This is a genomic window from Pseudomonas asuensis (genome assembly GCF_014646755.1).
Taxonomy (GTDB): domain Bacteria; phylum Pseudomonadota; class Gammaproteobacteria; order Pseudomonadales; family Pseudomonadaceae; genus Chryseomonas; species Chryseomonas asuensis.
The window spans coordinates 390498-413083 of the sequence record NZ_BMNW01000004.1; the positions used below are offsets into that span (position 1 = coordinate 390498).

The following is a 22586-nucleotide window of genomic DNA, read 5'->3' on the forward strand; positions in this document are numbered from 1 at the left end:
TGCCAAGTGCTTCTGATCAGGTCGTCAGCGTGCGCAATAGATTTTTGTAGTCCTCGCGAATATCAGCGTCGGACTCTCTGAGTTGAGCAATCTTACGACAGGCATGTAGCACTGTCGTGTGATCGCGCCCACCAAAGGCATCGCCTATTTCTGGCAGGCTATGGTTGGTCAATTCCTTCGACAAGGCCATCGCCACTTGACGAGGACGTGCCACAGAACGAGAACGTCGCTTCGACAGTAAATCGGCGATCTTGATCTTGTAATATTCGGCGGCGGTTCGCTGGATATTCTCAATGCTGACCAGCTTATCCTGCAGCGCCAGCAGATCCTTGAGCGACTCGCGAATCAATTCGATCGTAATCTCTCGTCCCATAAAGTGAGCATGAGCGATTACACGTTTAAGCGCACCTTCAAGCTCCCGAACGTTTGAACGAATTCGCTGTGCGATAAAGAAGGCAGCATCATGAGGCAAGTCGACCTTTGCCTGGTCAGCCTTTTTCATAAGAATGGCAACACGCGTTTCCAGTTCAGGAGGCTCGACAGCTACTGTTAAGCCCCAGCCGAAACGGGACTTGAGACGCTCCTCAAGACCATCGATTTCCTTTGGGTAACGATCACTCGTCAGAATGACCTGCTGTCCGCCTTCAAGCAAAGCGTTGAACGTATGAAAGAACTCTTCCTGTGAACGCTCTTTGCGTGCGAAAAACTGAATATCGTCGATCAGCAGGGCATCAACGGAGCGGTAGAACCGCTTGAACTCATTAATGGCATTCAGTTGAAGCGCTTTAACCATATCCGCAACGAAACGCTCCGAATGCAGATACACGATCTTGGCATTGGGATTCCGTTTGAGCAGGTGGTTACCTACCGCATGCATCAGGTGCGTTTTACCCAACCCTACACCACCATAGAGGAAAAGCGGGTTGTATCCATGCTTGGGATTGTCAGCAACCTGCCAGGCAGCCGCTCGGGCCAGCTGGTTGGACTTACCCTCAACAAAGTTCTCGAAGGTAAAGGTGCGGTTGAGATAACTCGTATGCTTGAGCGCACCTTCTACCTGAACGTTACGCTCGGTCTTGTTGGCCACCAAAGGCGCAGGTTGCGGATCTACGTCGTCCGCAATCGGCATTTCAATCTGCTGTACATGCGCTTCGGGTTCAGCGGCTGGCTCCCGGTTCATCGATCCAGATACAGGAGATGCAGCTGATACCACGGGAGAGGGTGGCGGAGCCATAGAAGGCGACCGCGTTGGCTTACTGCTCTTGCGACTACCAATCAGCAAGGTCAGCTCAGGCACCATCCCATCATCAGATTGCTCTTCGAGCAGCTCAAGCAATCGTCCGACGTATTTTTCATTTACCCAATCCAGTACGAACCGATTCGGCGCATAGACGCGTAGCTCAGTTCCTTCTGCTTCGATTTGCAGAGGACGGATCCAGGTATTGAATTGCTGAGAAGGCAGCTCATCGCGCAGTACATCGACACAGCGCTGCCAAAGTTCAACTGACACAGTCACTCCAGAAAGAAAGTCACCCTGTTATCGCTTCCATATATAGATAGAAACAATGTGTTCAGGCAAAGGTGAATGCAGCACGACATTGTACCGTTGCCCCTTCCACTTATCCACATCAACCACTCAATCAGCAGAATAGAAGATAAAAAAATCTTAAAATCTTGCTGTGGATAACTAAAAGGTAAACTATCTTGCTACTGGGTATAGTTGCCTGTTGATAAACCGGCTGTGGTTAAGTGACTACTATATCCACAGGCAATGCTCAGCCGCAGCACAGGAGGTCGACGGCTTTGAAGCAGAGTTATACAGCAATCAAATACAGGCCGGACAAGCCCTTCGCAAGCTTATCCACAAGAAAGTCTTTCTATAAACATTAACACTGTATCTATCTTCTTTTTAATTCGTTCTTTTGTTGTTTTTGTTGAATTTTTATTGACAACCGGTGCTGGATGGAAATTGACCTATTCACTCGCTTTCTCTAGAATCGCCGGTCTATTTAGACGGGGTGATTTCGCCTCGCTTCGTTCACACCTAGGTAAATGACCATGAAACGCACTTTCCAACCCAGTACTCTGAAGCGCGCCCGTACTCACGGTTTCCGTGCTCGTATGGCTACCAAGAACGGCCGTCAGGTTCTATCCCGTCGCCGTGCCAAAGGCCGTAAGCGTCTGGCTGTCTGATAATCCCGGTACAGGTGGTGAGTCGAGACTTCAGCCGCGAAAAACGGCTCCTGAGTTCAAGACAGTTCCAAAATGTCTTCGACTCTCCCACTCTCAAGATTCCTGGTAATAGTGTTCTTCTGCTTGTACGTCAGAATGGCCTGTCCCATGCCCGAATCGGCCTGGTGATAGGTAAGAAGAGCGTCAAGCTGTCAGTCGAGCGTAACCGGCTCAAACGTGTCATCCGCGATTCTTTCCGTCACCACCAGCATCTGCTGGAAGGTTTGGATATCGTCGTTATTGCACGTAAAGGTTTCGGTAATATTGAGAATCCTGACTTGCATCAGCATCTGGGCAAGCTTTGGAATCGTCTGGCACGTAAACAGCTACAAACGACCGATCCTTCCGAACATTCGAAACAGGCAAACGGTTCCTATGCGTGAGCCAGCTTCGCTGCTTATCCGCTTCTACCGTAATGCCATCACGTCTATGATGGCATTTCACTGCCGTTTCTATCCCAGTTGTTCAAACCATACGTCTCAGGGTATTGCACTGTGCAATTTCTTGCGCAATGGCTGGATGGCAATACACCAGTTTGGTTGCTGTCATTTCAGGCTCGCTGATGGATATGACTCGGTACCAGCAGACCAATCCCAAGCACCGACCTCTTAGATGGCCGAGTAATCATGGATATAAAGCGCACGTTTCTCATCGCCGCTCTAGCGATTGTGTCTTACACAGCGGTGTTGCAATGGAATAAGGATTACGGCCAGCCCGAAACGCCTTCTTCAGCACAATCATCTACTGCAGCGTTACCGACTGACACACCAACAGGCAATACTTCTGCAGCAGATGTTCCAACAGTTGCGGGTGAGCGTTCGACTAACGGAACAGCTCCACAGTCTGTAAGCGGCAATGGACAATCCATTCATGTCCGTACGGATGTCATGGATGTCACCATTGATCCCCGGGGCGGTGATATCGTCAAGCTGGGACTTATCCAGTATCCGCGTCGCCAGGATCAGCCAGATGTACCGTTCACCCTGTTTGATAACGGCAATGAGCGTCTGTATCTGGCACAAAGTGGTTTAACGGGAGCCAATGGTCCGGACGCGCGTCAGACAGGTCGTCCTGTCTATCAGAGCGTGCAGCAGAATTACGTGTTGGCAGATGGCCAGGATCAATTGGCTGTTGATCTGAACTTTGCTGAAAACGGCATCAACTACATCAAGCGCTTTACGTTCCACCGTGGCTTGAAAATTGATTGTTCAGATGTTGAGAAAGCACAGAAGAAAATTTCCTGCATCAACCCAGACGCCTATCAGGTGCAGGTCAGCTATGTTATCGACAACCAGAGCAGCCAAGCCTGGAACGGTATTTTTTATGCACAGCTAAAGCGTGACTCCAGTGGTGATCCATCTGCGACTACGGCAACAGGGGTTTCGACTTACCTGGGTGCTGCTGTCGGGACGCCAGCGGAGCAATACCGCAAGGTGTCGATGAAGGATATCGACAAGCAAGCCTTACAAGAGACAGCCCAAGGCGGCTGGGTCGCTTGGTTGCAGCACTACTTTGTAACGGCCTGGGTTGCTAACAAGGATGAGCAGCATCAAATCCAGACCCGTAAGGACGGCCAGGGCAATTACCTGGTGGGCTTTACCGGGCCTCAGCTCAATGTAGCTCCTGGCACCAAGGCAGAGACGTCTGCAACGCTATATGCCGGTCCCAAGCTTCAGGAGTATCTGAAGCAGTTGTCCCCAGGTCTGGAATTGACAGTGGACTATGGCTTCCTGTGGTTCATTGCCCAGCCAATTTTCTGGCTGCTGCAACATATCCACAGCATCCTTGGAAACTGGGGATGGTCGATCATTGTGTTGACTATAATCATCAAGGCCATCTTCTTCCCGCTTTCTGCAGCAAGCTATCGCTCCATGGCTCGCATGCGTGCAGTTTCTCCACGTCTTCAGGCGCTGAAGGAACAGTATGGCGATGATCGCCAGAAGATGTCCCAGGCGATGATGGAGCTGTACCGCAAGGAGAAGATCAATCCACTGGGCGGCTGCCTGCCGATCCTCGTACAGATGCCGGTATTCTTGGCCTTGTATTGGGTTCTGTTAGAAAGCGTAGAAATGCGACAGTCTCCCTGGATGTTCTGGATCACTGACCTGTCGTCCAAGGATCCCTTCTTCATTCTGCCAATTCTTATGGGCGGTACCATGCTGGTTCAGCAGATGCTGAATCCAACGCCTCCAGACCCCATGCAGGCCAAGATGATGAAGATGATGCCTATCATCTTTACCTTCTTCTTCCTGTGGTTCCCGTCTGGTCTGGTGCTGTACTGGATCGTGAACAACTGCTTGTCGATCACACAGCAGTGGTATATCAATCGTCGGGTCGATGGTTCTGCCAAACCGGCCTGATAGCCTGACCCTTTACACGGCGCCCCTTTCGAGGGGCGTTGTGCATTCTGGAGAATGAAAAATGAGTCCGATTCAAGACACCATTGCTGCTATTGCCACAGCAACTGGCCGGGGTGGGGTGGGCATTGTCAGAGTCTCTGGGCCCGCAGTTACAACCATAGCCAAGGCAATCTGCGGCAGAGTGTTAAAACCGCGCTATGCCCATTATGGTCCTTTCAAGGATACAGCCGGCCTTACCCTTGATGAAGGAATTGCTTTGTTTTTTCCTGGCCCGAACTCGTTTACAGGAGAAGACGTTCTTGAATTGCAGGGACATGGAGGACCTGTCGTTCTAGATCTGATCCTAAAGGAAGTTATTGCCTTGGGTGCACGTTCTGCCCGTCCAGGGGAGTTCAGTGAACGAGCTTTTCTTAATGACAAACTGGATCTTGCCCAGGCAGAGGCAATTGCCGATCTGATTGAAGCCAGCTCCGAACAGGCTGCACGTAATGCTCTTCGCTCCTTACAAGGTGCATTCTCACAACGTGTGGAAAGCCTGACGGAACAGTTGATCCAGCTGCGCATTTACGTTGAAGCCGCTATCGATTTTCCTGAGGAGGAGATCGATTTTCTTGCTGACGGTCACGTGCTGGGGCTGCTCAATAGGGTACGGGAGGAACTGGCGCAAGTAGAGCGAGAGGCAGGACGCGGAGCCTTGCTGCGTGATGGTATGACAGTGGTTATTGCTGGACGACCCAATGCAGGCAAATCTAGCCTTCTCAATGCACTGGCAGGCCATGAAGCCGCTATTGTCACAGATATCGCAGGCACTACTCGAGACGTCTTACGCGAGCACATCCATATCGACGGTATGCCATTACATGTCATCGATACCGCTGGTTTGCGGGACACCATTGATCGAGTTGAGCAGATCGGCGTACAGCGGGCCCTGGCAGCCATCGAGAGCGCGGATCGCATACTCCTGGTTGTAGACTCCACGGCGCCAGAAGCACAGGACCCTGATGCGCTTTGGCCAGAGTTTCTGTCACAGCGACCTGATGAGCACAAAGTAACAATCATTCGGAACAAAGCCGATCTTTCCGGTGAAAACATCGCGCTTCAGGAAACATCGGAAGGTATACATACCTTAAGCCTTAGTGCCATGACGGGCGAGGGCGTAGACCATCTCCGTGAGCACCTGAAAGCTTGTGTAGGGTTCGAGCAGACTGCCGAAAGTAGCTTTAGTGCGCGTCAGCGCCATCTCGAAGCGTTACATGCGGCCCACAACTATCTAGAGCATGGGCACCGGCAACTCGTGGTTAATGGCTCTGGAGAGCTTCTAGCTGAAGATTTAAGAATGGCTCAACAAGCGCTGGGAGAGATTACAGGAACATTCAGCTCTGATGATCTATTGGGCAGGATCTTTTCTAGCTTCTGTATCGGTAAATAAAGACAGTTCATCGCTTCAACAAGCCCCACGGTATAGTCCGCTGGGGCTTTTTTTTGCCTGTTGATAACCATACCTAAGGTCTGAGTAGAAGTAGAGCTTAAACCTGTCTTTAAACAGGCCTGTTAGTAAAGCAAGCAATTATCCACAGCTGATCACAAGCTTATGATGAGGAGGATGACAGGTTCTCCTCTGACTTATCATTCGCTTTATCCCGCAGGAGCTATAGCCAAAATCAAGTTATCCACAGAAATAGGCTTCACCATATATAATCGCATTAATAAGCTTTTATATATTTCTTCCTTATTATTTCTATTGTCTGACAGTACCTAGCCTGCAGTTGATCATTTTTTGTTCAAAAGGACTTCATAGAGAGCAGAGGAGCCCTTATACTTCTGCGCCTTCCCTAATCCCCTAACCAAACAGGCACGAGGTGCGTGGTGGATTTCCCTTCCCGTTTTGACGTTATCGTGGTCGGCGGCGGCCATGCCGGCACCGAAGCTGCACTTGCTGCTGCACGCATGGGTGTCAAAACCCTATTGCTGACTCACAATGTTGAAACATTGGGCCAAATGAGCTGTAACCCCGCCATTGGTGGTATCGGTAAGAGTCATTTGGTCAAAGAGATCGATGCCTTAGGCGGTGCGATGGCATCCGCTACCGATAAAGCCGGTATTCAGTTCCGGATACTTAACAGCCGTAAAGGGCCCGCTGTACGTGCAACGCGTGCACAAGCCGATCGAGTTCTCTATAAAGCTGCAATCCGCTATATGCTGGAAAATCAGCCCAACCTGTGGATATTTCAGCAGGCTTGTGATGACTTGATTGTTGAACAGGATCAGGTCAAAGGTGTGGTTACCCAAATGGGGTTGCGTTTCCTTGGGGATAACGTTGTTTTGACCACAGGCACCTTTTTAGGCGGACTTATTCACATTGGTCTACAGAACTATTCCGGCGGCCGCGCAGGAGATCCGCCTGCCAATGCCTTGTCCACGCGGCTTCGTGAACAGCCATTACGCGTATCACGCTTGAAAACCGGCACGCCTCCTCGTATTGATGGCCGTACTGTGGATTTCTCTGTAATGACTGAGCAGCCTGGGGATACTCCGCTGCCCGTCATGTCGTTCATGGGCTCTGTGGATGAGCATCCCAAACAAGTGAGCTGTTGGATAACTCATACCAACAGCCGCACTCACGACATTATCCGCAGCAACCTTGATCGCTCACCGATGTATTCAGGTGTTATCGAAGGGGTTGGACCACGTTATTGTCCATCGATTGAAGACAAGATCCATCGCTTTGCGGACAAGGACAGCCATCAAGTCTTTTTGGAGCCTGAGGGGCTCACAACTCATGAGTTGTATCCCAATGGCATTTCCACTTCGTTGCCATTCGACGTCCAGCTGGAGCTGGTGCGGTCAATGCGTGGTATGGAAAATGCCCACATTCTGCGCCCCGGTTATGCCATCGAATACGACTTTTTCGATCCGCGCGACTTGAAGTACAGCCTGGAAACCAAAGTCATTGGTGGGCTGTTCTTTGCTGGCCAGATCAATGGCACGACAGGATACGAAGAAGCAGGGGCCCAAGGGTTACTGGCGGGTGCTAACGCAGCATTGCGGGCACAGGGCAAGGAAAGTTGGTGCCCACGGCGTGACGAAGGTTACCTTGGAGTACTGGTCGATGATCTGATTACGCTAGGAACTCAGGAACCGTATCGGATGTTTACCTCTCGCGCAGAGTATCGCCTGATTCTACGTGAGGATAATGCGGATCTACGTCTGACAGAACAAGGCCGTGAGTTGGGTCTGGTAGACGATGCTCGCTGGGAGGCCTTCTGCTTGAAGCGTGAGCGTATTGCGCTTGAGGAGCAGCGCTTGAAGAGCACATGGGTCCGTCCAGGCACAGTGCAAGGTGATGCCATTGCAGAGCGCTTTGGTACACCCTTGACCCATGAGTACAACCTGCAAAATCTCTTGAGTCGGCCGGAAATCGATTATGTCGGTTTGATGGAAGTAACCGGAGGTGTCATTGAAGACGCGCAGGTTGCCGAGCAGGTAGAAATCAAGACCAAATACGCAGGCTACATTGAGCGTCAGCAGGATGAGATCGAACGGCTGCGTAACAGTGAGAGCATTCGGTTGCCTGCCGATCTGGATTACACCGTTATTTCCGGCTTGTCGAAGGAAATCCAGCACAAACTTAGTCAGAGCCGTCCTGAGACACTGGGTCAGGCGTCGAGAATTCCTGGCGTAACACCGGCAGCCATTTCCCTGTTGATGATTCACTTGAAAAAGCGTTCGGCCGGACGCCAGTTGGAGCAAATGGCTTGATGTTGGAAGGGATGATTCGTTACAGCGAGGAGCTTCGCTCGGGAGCTAGGCGTTTAGGCGTTGAGCTGACAGATGAACAAGTTGAAAAGCTGCTGGCCTACATGGGCCTGCTGCAAAAGTGGAATAAAGCCTATAACCTGACAGCCGTACGTGATCCAGATGAAATGGTTTCGCGCCACTTGCTTGATAGTTTGAGTGTTGTACCCCATATCAAGCCTGGTCGATGGCTGGATGTAGGCAGTGGCGGTGGTATGCCAGGTGTTCCTCTGGCTATTTTGTTTCCAGGAAGTGATTTTACTGTACTGGACAGCAACGGTAAGAAAACTCGCTTTCTCACTCAGGCAAAGATTGAATTGGGTTTGGATAACCTTCAGGTTATCCACAGCCGCGTAGAAGAATTCAGGCCCGATTACTGTTTTACCGGCATCGTTTCACGAGCGTTCAGCTCACTAGCTGATTTCACAAACTGGACACGACATCTGGGTGATTCATTGACACAATGGCTCGCCATGAAAGGATTGCATCCTGAGGATGAGCTTACGGCTCTGCCAATCGACTTCAAGGTTGATGCAGAACACGCCTTGCAGGTTCCGGGTTGCCAAGGGCAGCGGCATCTATTGATACTGCGCCGCATTGTTGAAGAGGGGTAAAGCGGCTCATGGCCAAGGTTTTCGCGATAGCCAACCAGAAAGGCGGAGTGGGGAAAACTACGACCTGCATTAATCTGGCTGCTTCGCTCGTTGCTACCCGTCGTCGGGTACTGTTGATCGATCTTGATCCGCAAGGCAACGCGACCATGGGAAGCGGTGTGGATAAGCATAATCTGGAACATTCGGTTCTGGATGTGCTCATCGGACAGTGTGATCTCATCGAAGCCATGCAGTTTTCCGAGCATGGTGGTTACCAGTTGCTACCGTCGAACCGAGACGTGACGGCTGCCGAAATCGAGCTTCTGGACATGAGCAAGCGCGAAAGCCGCTTGCGTGAAGCGCTGGCGCCGATTCGAGAGAATTACGATTACGTGCTTATCGACTGTCCACCGTCATTATCGATGCTGACCATCAATGGTCTCGTGGCTTCAGATGGTGTCATCATCCCAATGCAGTGCGAATACTTTGCGCTTGAAGGGCTGACTGATCTGATCGGCAGTATTCAGCGTATTGGTCAGGCTTTAAATCCAGGACTCAAGATCGAGGGCGTGCTGCGCACGATGTATGATCCCCGTATCAACCTGGCGAATGATGTAGCCGCCCAACTCAAGGCGCATTTTGGCAATACGCTGTACGATACGGTTATCCCGCGTAACGTCCGTCTTGCCGAGGCGCCAAGTCATGGTATGCCCGCGTTGACTTACGACAAGGCCTCAACAGGGGCTGCGGCCTACTTGGCCTTGGCAAACGAACTGGCTCGCCGGCAGCGCAAGGCTGCAAAAGCAATCGCTTAAGGAATACACATGGCTGTCAAGAAAAGGGGACTGGGCCGCGGTCTGGATGCGCTGCTGAGTGGAGCTACGGCCAACGTATTGCAGGAAGAAGCAGTCAAAGCGGATCAACGTGAATTACAGCACCTGCCTTTGGATATCATCCAGCGGGGCAAGTACCAGCCACGCCGTGATATGGATCCGGTCGCGCTTGAAGAACTTGCCAAGTCGATTCGTGCCCAAGGCTTGATGCAACCGATCGTGGTGCGTCCTATTGCTGACAACCGTTACGAGATCATTGCAGGTGAGCGCCGCTGGCGTGCCAGTCAACAGGCCGGCCTCGAGCGTATTCCGGCATTGGTCAGAAATATTCCTGACGAAGCGGCCATTGCCATGGCGCTGATCGAGAATATTCAACGTGAAAACCTCAGTCCGATTGAAGAGGCCATGGCCTTACAGCGGCTGCAGCAGGAATTTCAGCTGACGCAGCAGCAGGTAGCTGATGCGATAGGTAAATCACGCGTTAGCGTAGCTAATCTGCTGCGTCTGATAGCTTTGCCTGAAGAGATCAAGACGATGCTGGCGCATGGAGACCTGGAAATGGGCCATGCGAGGGCATTGCTGGGTCTTCCGGCCACAAAGCAGGTCGATGGGGCGCGTCATGTTGTCGCACGTGGGCTGACCGTGCGTCAGACAGAAGCTCTAGTACGGCAATGGTTGAATAATAAGGAAGTCGTTGAGGCGCCTGAAAAGAGCGATCCTGATATCATGCGTCTGGAACAACGGCTGGCAGAGCGCCTGGGCGCTCCAGTACAGATCCGCCATGGGCAGAAGGGGAAGGGGCAACTTGTGATCCGTTATAGTTCACTTGATGAGCTGCAAGGCGTTCTTGCTCACATTCGCTAATATTCTAAATGTAGCGAATAGTCGTAAAGACTACCGCATGGCTTGAATGGGCGCGTGTAGACTCCTATACTCTGCGCGCTTTACGTCGGCACAAAGTATGCCAAGGCTTAAAGAAATAAGCCGACGCCAGAGGACTTCGAGCGCGATGGTTGATCGCATGCCCAAACGCCTGCCGTTTCACCGTCAGCCAGCATTTAATCTGCTGCTCGTCCAACTGGCCGTCACAATATGTGCAGCGTTATTTTTGTTTTGCTTCGTTGGTAGGGTCGCTGCTTATTCTGGTTTGATGGGTGGTTTAATCGCTTGGTTGCCCAATACATATTTCTCTTATAAAGCGTTCCGTTATTCGGGCGCCCGAGCTGCTCGCGACATAGTTCGATCATTCTATGCGGGAGAAGCAGGAAAACTAATTTTAACGGCACTGCTTTTCACAGTGGCGTTTGCGGGGATAAAGCCACTCATGCCACTGGCGTTGTTTGGTGTCTATCTATTGACACTTTTTGTCAATGGGTGCGCTCCCTTACTTGTCAAACGATCTTCTAGACCTTAAAGCGTTCGAGGCAAACATGGCAGCAGAATCCGCTTCGGGTTACATCCAGCACCACTTGCAGAACCTGACCTATGGCCAGCATCCTGTAAATGGTTGGAGTTTCGCCCACACCCCCCAAGAAGCGAAAGAAATGGGCTTTTGGGCCTTCCACCTGGATACTCTGGGTTGGTCGGTCTTTCTAGGCCTAGTTTTTATTTGCATTTTCCGTGCCGTAGCAGTTAAGGCCACTAGTGGCCAGCCGGGCAAATTGCAAAATTTCGTTGAAGTGATTATCGAGTTCGTTGATAGCAGCGTCCGTGACACCTTCCATGGTCGTAATCCGCTGATTGCACCGCTGGCGCTAACGATTTTCGTCTGGATTTTCCTGATGAACCTCATGGACTTGGTGCCGGTTGATTGGCTACCGTCCCTGGCGGGTCTGGTAGGTGGGGAGCATACGTATTTCCGTGTGGTTCCAACGACTGATCCCAATGCCACTATTGGTATGGCTCTATCCGTATTTGCCCTGTTGATCTTCTATAGCATCAAGGTAAAAGGAATCGGTGGTTTCCTGGGTGAATTGACCCTGCATCCTTTCCATAGCAAGAACATGCTGGTTCAGATCATTCTGATTCCGATCAACTTCCTGCTGGAATTTGTAACCCTGATTGCCAGACCTGTTTCCCTGGCCTTGCGACTCTTCGGCAACATGTATGCTGGTGAGCTGATCTTTATCCTGATCGCCATAATGTTCGCCAATGGTTTGGCGCTAGGTGGTCTAGGGATTGTCCTGCAGTGGGCGTGGGCCGTCTTCCACATCCTGATTATTACTTTGCAGGCCTTCATCTTCATGATGCTAACCATCGTTTACATGTCGATGGCGCATGAAGAAAGTCATTAAGAGCTAGAGCACTTGATGATCCTCTCCGAAAGGGGAGGATGCCCGCGAGGGCAATGGGGAATAACAATTTTTTTGCTTCAACCTTAACCAAGACGACTTAAAAGTCGGGAGGAAAAATGGAAACTGTAGTTGGACTGACTGCTATCGCTGTAGCACTGCTGATTGGTCTGGGCGCACTGGGTACTGCCATTGGCTTCGGCCTGTTGGGCGGCAAGTTCCTGGAAGGCGCTGCCCGTCAGCCGGAACTTGTTCCGATGCTGCAGGTGAAAATGTTCATCGTGGCAGGTCTACTCGACGCCGTAACTATGATCGGTGTTGGTATTGCTCTGTTCTTCACCTTCGCAAATCCCTTCGTTGGTCAGATTGTTGGTTAATCATCCGAATCAATGATTCGTATGATTGATAGACAACGAACGAGCGAGGTGTTGGCGTGAACATTAATGCAACCCTGATTGGCCAGTCCGTTGCCTTCTTTATCTTCGTGCTGTTCTGCATGAAGTTCGTGTGGCCTCCGGTCATCGCGGCTTTGCGTGAGCGTGAAAAGAAGATTGCTGACGGTTTGGACGCTGCCAACCGCGCGGCTCGTGACCTGGAATTGGCTCAGGAACAAGCCAACCAGAAACTGAGCGAAGCGAAAGGCCAGGCAGCTGAAATCATCGAGCAGGCTAATAAGCGTGCTACTCAGATCATCGAAGAAGCTCAGGTCAAGGCCCGTGCTGAAGGCGATCGTCTGAAAGAGCAGGCTCAAGCTGAAATCGACCGGGAAATCAATAGCGCCAAGGAAGCTCTGCGTGCACAGGTTGGCCTTCTGGCTGTCGCTGGTGCAGAGAAGATCCTGGGCAAAACGATTGATCCCCAAGCCCACGCACAGTTGGTTGACCGACTGGCTGCGGAAATCTAAGCGAGGCCATCATGGCAGAACTGAACACGCTGGCCCGGCCATATGCCAAGGCAGCTTTCGAGTTCGCACAGTCTCAGCAGAATCTGGCCAAATGGTCTGAGGCGCTGAGGCTGCTCGCCGCGGTAACTCTGGATGGGACCGTGCGCCAGCTGCTTCAGCAACCGCAGTTGACCGCGGACGCCAAGGCCAAGCTGCTCATTGACGTGTGCGGCGATCAGCTGGATGTGCAGGCCCAGAACTTTGTTCGGACCGTGGCAGAAAACAATCGGATCGACCTGATGCCGACCATTGCTGAGCTCTATGAAGAGTTCAAGGCCGAGCAGGAAAGATCCATCGAGGCGGAAGTCACCAGTGCTTTCGCTTTGAGCGACGAACAGCAAGACAAACTCGCCAAGGCTCTCAGCGCAAGGCTCGGTCGCGATGTGCGACTTCATGCATCAGAGGATGCAAGCCTGATCGGTGGTGTGGTAATTCGCGCCGGCGACTTGGTAATCGATGGCTCCGTTCGCGGCAAGCTCGCGCAACTGGCCGAAGCGTTGAAACCTTGAGTTTGAAGGGGCAGTAGCATGCAGCAACTCAATCCTTCCGAAATTAGTGAAATCATCAAGAGCCGTATCGAGAAACTCGACGTCTCTTCGCAACCGCGCAACGAAGGTACTATCGTCAGTGTTTCTGACGGTATCGTGCGCATCTTCGGTCTGGCCGATGTCATGTACGGGGAAATGATTGAGTTCCCTGGTGGCGTCTACGGCATGGCACTGAACCTGGAGCAGGACTCCGTAGGTGCCGTGGTTCTGGGTAACTACCTGGGCCTGGCTGAAGGCATGAGTGCCAAGTGCACCGGCCGTATCCTTGAAGTACCGGTTGGTCCGGAGCTTCTGGGTCGTGTTGTCGATGCGCTGGGTAATCCGATCGATGGCAAAGGCCCGATCAACGCCAAGGAAACCGATGCGGTTGAAAAGGTTGCTCCGGGCGTAATCTGGCGTAAGTCGGTAGACCAGCCTGTCCAGACTGGCTACAAAGCGGTTGACGCCATGATCCCGGTTGGCCGTGGTCAGCGTGAGCTGATCATTGGTGACCGCCAGGTAGGTAAGACTGCCATGGCGGTAGACGCGATCATCAACCAGCGTAACAGTGGTATCCGTTGCGTATACGTTGCTATTGGTCAGAAGCAGTCGACCATCGCTAACGTCGTACGTAAGCTGGAAGAGCATGGCGCTCTGCAGAACACCATCGTGGTAGCTGCCAGTGCCTCCGAATCAGCTGCCCTGCAGTTCCTGGCTCCTTATGCCGGCTGCACCATGGGTGAATACTTCCGTGACCGCGGTGAAGATGCACTGATCGTTTATGACGATCTGTCCAAGCAGGCTGTGGCTTATCGCCAGATCTCCCTGCTGCTGCGTCGTCCGCCGGGTCGTGAAGCTTACCCAGGTGACGTGTTCTATCTACATAGCCGTCTGCTGGAGCGTGCTTCTCGCGTCTCCGAAGAGTATGTAGAGCAGTTCACCAAGGGTGCCGTAACGGGTAAGACAGGTTCCTTGACCGCTCTGCCGTTGATCGAAACCCAAGCGGGTGACGTTTCCGCGTTCGTTCCGACTAACGTAATTTCCATTACTGACGGTCAGATCTTCCTGGAAACCAGCCTGTTCAACTCGGGTATTCGTCCTGCGGTTAACGCGGGTATCTCCGTATCCCGTGTGGGCGGTGCCGCTCAGACCAAGATCATCAAGAAGCTGTCCGGTGGTATTCGTACCGCACTGGCTCAGTACCGTGAACTGGCCGCATTTGCCCAGTTCGCCTCTGACCTGGACGAAGCAACGCGTAAGCAGCTTGAGCATGGTCAGCGTGTTACCGAGCTGATGAAGCAGAAGCAGTATGCACCGATGTCCATCGCTGAGATGGCTCTGTCGCTGTACGCCGCTGAGCGTGGCTTCCTGTCGGATATCCCGCTGGACAAGATTGGCAGCTTCGAGCAGGCCCTGATTTCGTACTTCAACCGTGATCACGCTGCACTGATGGCAAAGATCAACGAGAAGGGCGACTTCAACGACGAAATCGATTCTGGCATCAAGGCCGGTCTCGAGAAGTTCAAGGCCACTCAAACCTGGTAAGCCCAGGCGGGAGCGCCTTATGCGCTCCCGCTTGCTAACCCAATAGGTGTTACATGGCAGGCGCAAAAGAGATTCGCGGCAAAATCGCGAGCATCAAAAGCACACAGAAGATCACCAGCGCCATGGAAAAGGTAGCTGTCAGCAAGATGCGCAAGGCTCAGATGCGCATGGCTGCCAGTAAGCCTTATGCCGAGCGTATTCGTGCTGTGATCGGCCACTTGGCCAATGCGAACCCGGAATATCGCCATCCGTTCATGGTTGAGCGTCCGGTAAAGCGCGTGGGCTATATCGTGGTCAGTTCTGACCGTGGTCTGGCGGGTGGCTTGAACATTAACCTGTTCAAGACGCTGATTCGCGACATGGCGGAGCAACGCGATCGCAGCGCTGAAGTCGACCTCGGTGTGATTGGGAGCAAGGGTGCGTCCTTCTTCCGCAGCTACGGCGGTAATGTAGTCGCAGCCATTAGTCATTTGGGTGAAGAGCCTTCGATCAATGACCTGATCGGTAGTATCAAGGTCATGCTCGACGCTTACCTGAATGGTCGTATTGATCGCCTGTACGTAGTTTCCAACAAGTTCGTCAACACCATGGTCCAGAAGCCGACAATCGAGCAGCTGGTTCCGTTGGTTGCTGAGCAGAACGCCAGCCTGCAAAAGCATTGGGACTACCTCTACGAACCGGATGCCAAGACACTGCTAGACGGTCTTTTGGTACGTTACGTGGAATCTCAGGTGTATCAGGCAGTTGTAGAAAACAGTGCTTGTGAACAAGCGGCGCGGATGATCGCGATGAAGAACGCCACGGATAACGCAGGCGAGATCATCAGCGAACTGCAGCTCATCTACAACAAGGCACGCCAGGCAGCGATTACGCAGGAAATTTCGGAAATCGTCGGCGGCGCCGCTGCGGTTTGACGGACTGGTTCTAATTCTTCGAGGAACGCGAAATGAGTAGCGGACGTATCGTACAAATCATCGGCGCCGTAATTGACGTGGAATTCCCACGCGATTCCGTACCGAAAGTTTATGACGCTCTGAAAGTGCAGGGCGTAGACACTACGCTGGAAGTTCAGCAGCAGCTGGGCGACGGCATTGTTCGTTCCATCGCAATGGGCTCTACTGAAGGCCTAAGGCGTGGTCTGGACGTTAATAACACAGGTGAAGCGATCAAGGTACCGGTAGGCGTGAAGACGCTGGGCCGTATCATGGACGTTCTGGGTAACCCGATCGACGAAGCTGGCCCTATCGGTGAAGAAGAGCGTTGGGAAATCCACCGCAAGGCACCTTCTTATGCTGATCAGTCCGGTAGTAATGAGCTGCTGGAAACAGGCATCAAGGTTATTGACCTGGTTTGCCCGTTCGCCAAAGGTGGTAAGGTTGGTCTGTTCGGTGGTGCCGGTGTAGGCAAGACCGTTAACATGATGGAGCTGATCCGTAACATCGCCATCGAACACAGCGGTTATTCCGTGTTCGCAGGTGTGGGCGAGCGTACTCGTGAGGGTAACGACTTCTACCACGAGATGAAGGACTCCAACGTTCTGGACAAGGTAGCCCTTGTTTACGGCCAGATGAACGAGCCGCCGGGTAACCGTCTGCGCGTTGCACTGACCGGCCTGACCATGGCCGAGAAGTTCCGTGACGAAGGTCGTGACGTTTTGTTGTTCATCGACAACATTTACCGTTATACCCTGGCCGGTACAGAAGTATCCGCTCTGCTGGGCCGTATGCCTTCTGCAGTAGGTTATCAGCCAACTCTGGCCGAAGAGATGGGCGTTCTTCAAGAGCGTATCACCTCTACCAGAACCGGTTCGATTACATCTATCCAGGCTGTATACGTACCTGCGGATGACTTGACCGACCCGTCCCCTGCGACCACGTTCGCTCACCTGGACGCAACCGTCGTACTGTCCCGTGATATCGCATCCCTGGGTATCTACCCGGCTGTGGACCCACTGGATTCTACTTCTCGTCAGCTTGATCCGCTGGTGATTGGCCAGGAGCACTACGACGTTGCTCGTGGCGTTCAGTATGTTTTGCAGCGCTACAAGGAGCTGAAGGACATCATTGCGATTCTGGGTATGGACGAATTGTCTGAAGCGGACAAGCAGTTGGTATCCCGTGCTCGTAAGATCCAGCGCTTCCTGTCCCAGCCGTTCTTCGTAGCAGAAGTATTTACCGGTGCACCGGGCAAATACGTTTCGCTCAAGGACACCATTGCTGGTTTCGGTGGCATTCTGAAAGGTGACTACGACCATTTGCCTGAGCAGGCATTCTACATGGTTGGCAGCATCGACGAAGCGATCGAAAAAGCGAAGAAACTGTAATCCGTGCGCCCGGAAACGGGCGCCTTACGAGGCATGCATATGGCCAAGACAGTCCAATGCGATATCGTCAGCGCGGAAGGAGCTATCTTCTCCGGCGCGGTGGAGATGGTGATCGCCCACGGTAACTTGGGAGATCTGGGTATTTCTCCCGGTCATGCTCCGCTGTTGACTGATCTCATGCCTGGCCCGATCCGTCTGATCAAGCAGGGCGGCGAGGAAGAGGTGTTCTATATCTCTGGTGGTTTCCTCGAAGTCCAGCCGAATGTCGTCGAAGTGTTGGCGGATATTGCCAGCCGGGCGAGCGATCTCGACGAGGCGGCTGCTCAGGAAGCCATGAAGCTGGCTGAGAAGACGCTGAGCGAGAAAGGCTCAAACTTCGATTACAGCGCTGCCTCCGCACAGTTGGCTGAAGCTGCAGCACAGCTGCGTACTATTCAGCAGCTACGCAACAAGGCTAAGCGCTGAGGCAATACGCTTCGGTATATGAAAGGGGTAGCTTCGGCTACCCTTTTTCATTTCTGGCCGTGAGTGCTTGCTGAGCCTGATTCTCTTCTGAGATTCTTTATCTTGTGTTTAAAGGCTTAACGGCCATATCGAGGCGTAAACATGTCCCTTGAAATCGTCATTCTTGCTGCGGGGCAAGGCACCCGTATGCGATCTGCTCTGCCCAAGATTCTTCATCCGGTTGCCGGTAAGCCTATGCTGGCGCATGTAGTTGACCGTGCCCGCGAGCTTGCTCCACAAAAGATCCATGTAGTGATTGGCCATGGCGCTGAAACCGTTAAACAGCATTTAGCCGCGGATGACCTTAATTTTGTCGTTCAACAAGAGCAGTTAGGGACAGGCCATGCGGTTGCTCAAGCGCTCCCTTATCTCTCGGCAGAGCGAGTATTGATCCTGTACGGGGATGTTCCGCTGATCGAGACCTCTACACTGCAGCGTTTGCTGGAACAGGTGAGCGCCCAACAGCTGGCGTTACTGACTGTAGAGTTAGCCGACCCTGCAGGCTACGGACGCATCCTTCGAAACGATCGTGGAGAGGTTTATGCGATTGTTGAACACAAAGATGCTGATGAGGCGCAAAGAGCTATCCGTGAAGGTAATACCGGGATCCTGGCCGTGCCGGGCGAGCGGCTGGGAGAGTGGCTCAGTCGCCTTTCAAACAGTAATGCACAAGGGGAATATTACCTGACGGACGTAATCGCCATGGCTGTGAGTGATGGCTTGGGTGTTGCGACTGCTCAGCCGGATGAGGCGATGGAGGTTCAAGGTGCCAATGATAGAAAGCAATTGGCTGATCTTGAGCGTCATTATCAACAGCGCGCTGCCTACAAACTCATGGCTCAAGGCGTAACGTTACTGGATCCGGCGCGGTTTGACGTGCGTGGAAAGGTTCAGGCGGGCCGAGATGTCACCATTGATATCAATGTGATCCTGAGCGGCACGGTTGTGATCGAGGATAATGTTGAAATCGGACCCAATTGTGTTATCCACAACAGTACCCTTAAACAAGGCGCCATAATCAAGGCCAATAGCCATTTAGACGGTGCAGTGGTTGGCGAGGGTGCTGATGTCGGTCCGTTTGCCCGACTGCGTCCAGGGACGGTACTGGAAGCCAATGTGCATGTGGGTAACTTTGTTGAGCTGAAGAATGCTCATCTTAATGAAGGTAGTAAGGCGGGCCATCTGTCTTATCTGGGTGATGCAGTATTGGGCAGGAATTGCAATGTGGGCGCTGGGACCATTACTTGTAACTACGATGGTGCCAACAAGCATAAAACCGAAATAGGGGATGATGTCTTCATTGGATCCAACAGTTCGCTAGTGGCACCTGTTTCCCTAGGCAACGGTGCGACTACTGCGGCAGGCTCAACCATTACCGAGAGCGTACCGGCCCAAGCGCTTGCCTTAGGTAGAGCAAGACAGGTTATCAAGCCGGACTGGCAGCGTCCCGTTAAAAAGAAGTGATCCAAAGGCTGTGAAACCATCACAGCCTTTTTCATTTTTGTTTGACTTTTCATTGGATTGAGGTTTTGATTCGTAGCATATAAATTTCGAATCGAAACTTATGGTCAAGCGTAATACCCTACAGCGTCGTCACGACATCCTTGCCAAGTTAAATAATCAAGGTGAGGTCACGGTCGATGAACTGACCAAGCTATTTGCTACGTCTGAAGTTACGATTCGAAAGGATCTGGCGGCGCTTGAGAAAAACGGTCTTCTCCTGCGCCGGTATGGTGGAGCTGTTTCCATCCCTCATGAATTGCTGAGTGATAACACTCAAGCGCCATCACCTTACAAGCAAGCCATCGCACGCGCAGCATCCTCTCGTATCCGCGAACATGCCCGGGTCATCATTGACAGTGGCAGTACCACTGCAGCGCTTATTCCCGAATTAGAAAACAAACCTGGTTTGGTTGTGATGACCAATTCGCTTCATATCGCTAACGCCTTGCGTGAACTTGAGCATGAGCCGGTTCTGTTGATGACTGGCGGGACGTGGGACCCTCATTCGGAATCCTTTCAGGGGCAGGTGGCTGAGCAGGTCTTGCGCTCCTATGACTTCGATCAGCTGTTTATTGGTGCTGATGGACTGGACCTTGAGCGGGGCACAACAACCTTCAACGAGTTATTGGGCCTGTCGCGTGTAATGGCAGAAGTCGCTCGGGAAGTAGTTGTGATGGCAGAAGGGGACAAGGTTGGTCGACGTATTCCCAATCTGGAGCTGCCTTGGTCCAACATCCATACGCTTGTGACTGATGAACGTTTCCCGGAAGAAGCCAGGCAACGTTTGGAAGAACGAGGCATTAACGTCATTTGTGTGGCTGTGGATAATTGATCTCCATCAAATATCCACAGCCACTCTTTAAAATTTGAACGAAGCATTCATATGCATCGCTTGTTTAGGAGTTTTCCATGTGTGGCATTGTAGGCGCCATTGCTGAGCGTAATATCACCGCGATTCTCGTTGAAGGGCTGAAGCGCCTCGAATACCGAGGTTATGACAGCGCAGGTCTTGCTGTACTGACAGCGCAGCAGACCCTGGAGCGCATTCGTCGCCCTGGTAAGGTCAGTGAACTGGCTAATGCGCTTAACAATGAAGGTCTGACAGGCGGCCGCCTCGGCATTGCTCATACCCGCTGGGCCACACATGGTGCACCAACTGAAGCCAATGCCCACCCGCACTTTTCGCATGGCCAGATTGCAGTGGTTCATAACGGAATCATTGAAAACCATGAGCCCCTGCGCGAGTGGTTAAAGGGACTTGGCTATGTATTTACTTCCCAAACCGATACTGAAGTCATTGTTCATCTTCTGCATCACAAGTTGAAGGAAACAGGGGACATCACACGTGCGCTAAAGGCTGCGGTGAAAGATCTGCATGGCGCCTATGGTGTAGCGGTTATCAACATTGATCAGCCTGATCGCCTGGTAGCCGCTAGAAGCGGTAGCCCGCTGGTGATCGGACTCGGGATTGGTGAAAACTACCTGGCTTCGGATCAGTTGGCGCTTAGGCAGGTAACGGACCGGTTTATCTACCTGGAAGAAGGGGACATTGCTGAGATTCGTCTGAATAGTGTGTCGCTGTGGTCGGTAGATGGCACACCGGTAACTCGTGAGGTCGTTCAGTTTACCGAAGGTGCCGAAGCTGCTGATAAAGGTTCGTTTCGCCACTTCATGCTCAAGGAAATCCATGAGCAGCCTGCGGTGGTTCAACGCACCCTGGAAGGCCGGTTGGGTCTTGATCACGTTGTTATAGAGGCGTTTGGTCCGCGAGCGATGGACCTGTTTAAACGCGCCAGAAATATTCAGATTGTTGCCTGTGGAACCAGCTTTCATGCTGGCATGGTGGCGCGTTATTGGCTGGAAGGTCTTACGGGTATTCCTTGCCAAGTCGAGGTGGCGAGCGAATTCCGCTATCGGCGTGTAGCAGTCCAACCGGATACGTTGTTCGTAACTATCTCCCAATCAGGTGAAACAGCGGATACCCTGGCTGCGCTGAGAAACGCAAAGCCACTGGGCTATCTGGCCAGTCTGGCGATTTGTAACGTTGCTACAAGCTCGTTGGTACGCGAGTCGGATTTGACGCTGCTGACACAGGCCGGCCCCGAAATTGGTGTTGCTTCTACCAAGGCCTTTACGACTCAGCTGGTTGCATTGCTGCTGCTTACACTGTCGCTGGGCCGCGCCCAAAATCGTCTTGGCGCTGGCATTGAGGCTGAGCTGGTGGAAGAGCTTCGACGTCTACCCGCACGCCTTGATGAAGCGCTCGCGATGGATAAGCGTGTAGAGAAGATTTCCGAGCTGTTTGCTGAAAAGCACCATACCTTGTTTCTTGGCCGTGGTGCCCAGTATCCCGTGGCTATGGAAGGTGCGCTCAAGCTTAAGGAGATTTCCTATATTCATGCTGAGGCCTATCCGGCCGGTGAACTAAAGCATGGCCCGCTGGCGCTGGTTGATACCGATATGCCTGTGGTTACGGTAGCGCCTAATAATGAGCTGCTGGAGAAGCTGAAATCTAATCTTCAGGAAGTAAGGGCTCGAGGTGGCCAGCTGGTTGTTTTTGCTGATGCCGAGGCTGGACTTACCAATGGTGAAGGTACTCACTTGATTGGTATGCCCAGCATCCATGATGTACTGGCACCTATCCTTTACACCATACCGTTACAGCTGCTGTCCTATCATGTAGCTATATTGAAAGGGACCGATGTAGACCAGCCCCGTAACTTAGCCAAGTCAGTAACAGTAGAGTAACAAATGCAACAAAGCCCCGTTAATCGGGGCTTTTATTTATGGGCTGGATGTGCAGCCGCCAATACGGCCACATATCAATCGTTGCTGGTTTGAAGATGAACTGGATACACGCCCACGCGAAGTCCAGCCAATCGATCGCGTAAAGCCGGACCAAATCTCGCCGTCAGAGGCATAGCCAGCCAAAAAATTGATTCGGCCATATTGCGCTTGGGTTTGTGTCCACCTGCGTCTGGATACGGCATCATATCCGTGGATAAAAATAGAGTTATCCACAATCGAGACGTAGTAGCGACTTCCTGATAGATCTTCACAATTGACTATTTGCCCTGTGCTCATGCAATTCACAGGCAGATTGCTCGCATCTGCAAACAAAGGGTAAAGCGAGCTAA

22 protein-coding genes are annotated in these 22586 nt (G+C 52.2%); 21 read left to right on the plus strand and 1 reads right to left on the minus strand.

Annotated elements, in window-relative coordinates; all coding sequences use genetic code 11:
- Window positions 1-16: 16 nt before the first annotated feature.
- Entirely contained in the window at window positions 17-1510 is a 1494-nt protein-coding gene (dnaA, locus tag IEX86_RS11345; RefSeq protein ID WP_188866225.1) for a chromosomal replication initiator protein DnaA, read from the minus strand.
- A gap of 548 nt (window positions 1511-2058) precedes the next feature.
- Here dnaA and rpmH point away from each other — a divergent pair.
- The 21 genes from rpmH (at window position 2059) to glmS (ending at window position 22197) form a co-directional block, all read left to right on the plus strand.
- On the plus strand, window positions 2059-2193 hold the full coding sequence (gene rpmH / locus IEX86_RS11350) for a 50S ribosomal protein L34 (protein ID WP_010796343.1): 135 nt from the start codon (window positions 2059-2061) through the stop codon (window positions 2191-2193).
- Between the two features lie 14 nt (window positions 2194-2207).
- Window positions 2208-2615: a ribonuclease P protein component gene (rnpA, locus tag IEX86_RS11355; protein ID WP_188866226.1), complete on the plus strand. Its 408-nt coding sequence runs from the start codon at window positions 2208-2210 to the stop codon at window positions 2613-2615.
- Entirely contained in the window at window positions 2608-2844 is a 237-nt protein-coding gene (gene yidD, locus IEX86_RS11360; protein ID WP_188866227.1) for a membrane protein insertion efficiency factor YidD, read from the plus strand. The genes rnpA and yidD overlap by 8 nt, the downstream gene beginning before the upstream one ends.
- A gap of 14 nt (window positions 2845-2858) precedes the next feature.
- Entirely contained in the window at window positions 2859-4592 is a 1734-nt protein-coding gene (gene yidC / locus IEX86_RS11365) for a membrane protein insertase YidC (RefSeq protein ID WP_188866228.1), read from the plus strand.
- 61 nt (window positions 4593-4653) lie between these two features.
- Window positions 4654-6021: a tRNA uridine-5-carboxymethylaminomethyl(34) synthesis GTPase MnmE gene (gene mnmE / locus IEX86_RS11370; RefSeq protein ID WP_188866229.1), complete on the plus strand. Its 1368-nt coding sequence runs from the start codon at window positions 4654-4656 to the stop codon at window positions 6019-6021.
- A gap of 437 nt (window positions 6022-6458) precedes the next feature.
- Window positions 6459-8351, plus strand: a complete 1893-nt coding sequence (mnmG, locus tag IEX86_RS11375; protein ID WP_188866230.1) for a tRNA uridine-5-carboxymethylaminomethyl(34) synthesis enzyme MnmG — start codon at window positions 6459-6461, stop codon at window positions 8349-8351.
- The gene (gene rsmG, locus IEX86_RS11380; RefSeq protein ID WP_373290431.1) at window positions 8351-9001 is read left to right on the plus strand and encodes a 16S rRNA (guanine(527)-N(7))-methyltransferase RsmG; all 651 of its coding nucleotides are present in this window, start codon (window positions 8351-8353) and stop codon (window positions 8999-9001) included. The genes mnmG and rsmG overlap by 1 nt, the downstream gene beginning before the upstream one ends.
- A gap of 8 nt (window positions 9002-9009) precedes the next feature.
- Entirely contained in the window at window positions 9010-9795 is a 786-nt protein-coding gene (locus IEX86_RS11385) for a ParA family protein (protein WP_188866231.1), read from the plus strand.
- 9 nt (window positions 9796-9804) lie between these two features.
- Window positions 9805-10677 carry a ParB/RepB/Spo0J family partition protein gene (locus tag IEX86_RS11390; RefSeq protein ID WP_188866232.1) on the plus strand — a complete coding sequence of 291 codons (873 nt, stop codon included), beginning with the start codon at window positions 9805-9807 and terminating at the stop codon, window positions 10675-10677.
- Window positions 10678-10822: 145 nt separating this feature from the next.
- On the plus strand, window positions 10823-11227 hold the full coding sequence (locus IEX86_RS11395; RefSeq protein ID WP_188866233.1) for a F0F1 ATP synthase subunit I: 405 nt from the start codon (window positions 10823-10825) through the stop codon (window positions 11225-11227).
- A 16-nt stretch (window positions 11228-11243) separates the two neighbouring features.
- Window positions 11244-12107 (plus strand): F0F1 ATP synthase subunit A, encoded by an 864-nt coding sequence (atpB, locus tag IEX86_RS11400; RefSeq protein WP_188866234.1) that lies wholly within the window; start codon window positions 11244-11246, stop codon window positions 12105-12107.
- A 116-nt stretch (window positions 12108-12223) separates the two neighbouring features.
- Window positions 12224-12481, plus strand: coding sequence for a F0F1 ATP synthase subunit C (gene atpE / locus IEX86_RS11405; RefSeq protein WP_188866235.1), 258 nt, complete (start codon window positions 12224-12226; stop codon window positions 12479-12481).
- Window positions 12482-12537: 56 nt separating this feature from the next.
- Entirely contained in the window at window positions 12538-13008 is a 471-nt protein-coding gene (locus tag IEX86_RS11410) for a F0F1 ATP synthase subunit B (RefSeq protein WP_188866236.1), read from the plus strand.
- A gap of 11 nt (window positions 13009-13019) precedes the next feature.
- A complete protein-coding gene (locus tag IEX86_RS11415; protein ID WP_188866237.1) occupies window positions 13020-13556 on the plus strand; it encodes a F0F1 ATP synthase subunit delta in 537 nt (178 codons plus the stop codon).
- A gap of 18 nt (window positions 13557-13574) precedes the next feature.
- Window positions 13575-15119, plus strand: a complete 1545-nt coding sequence (gene atpA, locus IEX86_RS11420) for a F0F1 ATP synthase subunit alpha (RefSeq protein WP_010796330.1) — start codon at window positions 13575-13577, stop codon at window positions 15117-15119.
- A gap of 53 nt (window positions 15120-15172) precedes the next feature.
- The gene (gene atpG, locus IEX86_RS11425) at window positions 15173-16033 is read left to right on the plus strand and encodes a F0F1 ATP synthase subunit gamma (RefSeq protein ID WP_188866238.1); all 861 of its coding nucleotides are present in this window, start codon (window positions 15173-15175) and stop codon (window positions 16031-16033) included.
- 32 nt (window positions 16034-16065) lie between these two features.
- Complete coding sequence (atpD, locus tag IEX86_RS11430) at window positions 16066-17442, plus strand: F0F1 ATP synthase subunit beta (protein ID WP_188866239.1); 1377 nt, start codon at window positions 16066-16068, stop codon at window positions 17440-17442.
- 39 nt (window positions 17443-17481) lie between these two features.
- On the plus strand, window positions 17482-17907 hold the full coding sequence (locus IEX86_RS11435; protein WP_010796327.1) for a F0F1 ATP synthase subunit epsilon: 426 nt from the start codon (window positions 17482-17484) through the stop codon (window positions 17905-17907).
- 141 nt (window positions 17908-18048) lie between these two features.
- Entirely contained in the window at window positions 18049-19410 is a 1362-nt protein-coding gene (gene glmU, locus IEX86_RS11440; RefSeq protein WP_188866240.1) for a bifunctional UDP-N-acetylglucosamine diphosphorylase/glucosamine-1-phosphate N-acetyltransferase GlmU, read from the plus strand.
- A 100-nt stretch (window positions 19411-19510) separates the two neighbouring features.
- The gene (locus IEX86_RS11445; protein WP_188866241.1) at window positions 19511-20281 is read left to right on the plus strand and encodes a DeoR/GlpR family DNA-binding transcription regulator; all 771 of its coding nucleotides are present in this window, start codon (window positions 19511-19513) and stop codon (window positions 20279-20281) included.
- A 77-nt stretch (window positions 20282-20358) separates the two neighbouring features.
- A complete protein-coding gene (gene glmS / locus IEX86_RS11450; RefSeq protein ID WP_188866242.1) occupies window positions 20359-22197 on the plus strand; it encodes a glutamine--fructose-6-phosphate transaminase (isomerizing) in 1839 nt (612 codons plus the stop codon).
- Window positions 22198-22586: the final 389 nt, after the last annotated feature.

Coding starts and splice junctions, on each gene's coding strand:
- rpmH (WP_010796343.1), top strand. CDS start 2,059: ATGAAACGCACTTTCCAACCCAGTACTCTGAAGCGCGCCCGTACTCAC.
- yidD (WP_188866227.1), top strand. CDS start 2,608: ATGCGTGAGCCAGCTTCGCTGCTTATCCGCTTCTACCGTAATGCCATC.
- yidC (WP_188866228.1), top strand. CDS start 2,859: ATGGATATAAAGCGCACGTTTCTCATCGCCGCTCTAGCGATTGTGTCT.
- mnmE (WP_188866229.1), top strand. CDS start 4,654: ATGAGTCCGATTCAAGACACCATTGCTGCTATTGCCACAGCAACTGGC.
- rsmG (WP_373290431.1), top strand. CDS start 8,351: ATGTTGGAAGGGATGATTCGTTACAGCGAGGAGCTTCGCTCGGGAGCT.
- IEX86_RS11385 (WP_188866231.1), top strand. CDS start 9,010: ATGGCCAAGGTTTTCGCGATAGCCAACCAGAAAGGCGGAGTGGGGAAA.
- IEX86_RS11390 (WP_188866232.1), top strand. CDS start 9,805: ATGGCTGTCAAGAAAAGGGGACTGGGCCGCGGTCTGGATGCGCTGCTG.
- IEX86_RS11395 (WP_188866233.1), top strand. CDS start 10,823: ATGGTTGATCGCATGCCCAAACGCCTGCCGTTTCACCGTCAGCCAGCA.
- atpB (WP_188866234.1), top strand. CDS start 11,244: ATGGCAGCAGAATCCGCTTCGGGTTACATCCAGCACCACTTGCAGAAC.
- atpE (WP_188866235.1), top strand. CDS start 12,224: ATGGAAACTGTAGTTGGACTGACTGCTATCGCTGTAGCACTGCTGATT.
- IEX86_RS11415 (WP_188866237.1), top strand. CDS start 13,020: ATGGCAGAACTGAACACGCTGGCCCGGCCATATGCCAAGGCAGCTTTC.
- atpA (WP_010796330.1), top strand. CDS start 13,575: ATGCAGCAACTCAATCCTTCCGAAATTAGTGAAATCATCAAGAGCCGT.
- atpG (WP_188866238.1), top strand. CDS start 15,173: ATGGCAGGCGCAAAAGAGATTCGCGGCAAAATCGCGAGCATCAAAAGC.
- atpD (WP_188866239.1), top strand. CDS start 16,066: ATGAGTAGCGGACGTATCGTACAAATCATCGGCGCCGTAATTGACGTG.
- IEX86_RS11435 (WP_010796327.1), top strand. CDS start 17,482: ATGGCCAAGACAGTCCAATGCGATATCGTCAGCGCGGAAGGAGCTATC.
- glmU (WP_188866240.1), top strand. CDS start 18,049: ATGTCCCTTGAAATCGTCATTCTTGCTGCGGGGCAAGGCACCCGTATG.
- IEX86_RS11445 (WP_188866241.1), top strand. CDS start 19,511: ATGGTCAAGCGTAATACCCTACAGCGTCGTCACGACATCCTTGCCAAG.
- glmS (WP_188866242.1), top strand. CDS start 20,359: ATGTGTGGCATTGTAGGCGCCATTGCTGAGCGTAATATCACCGCGATT.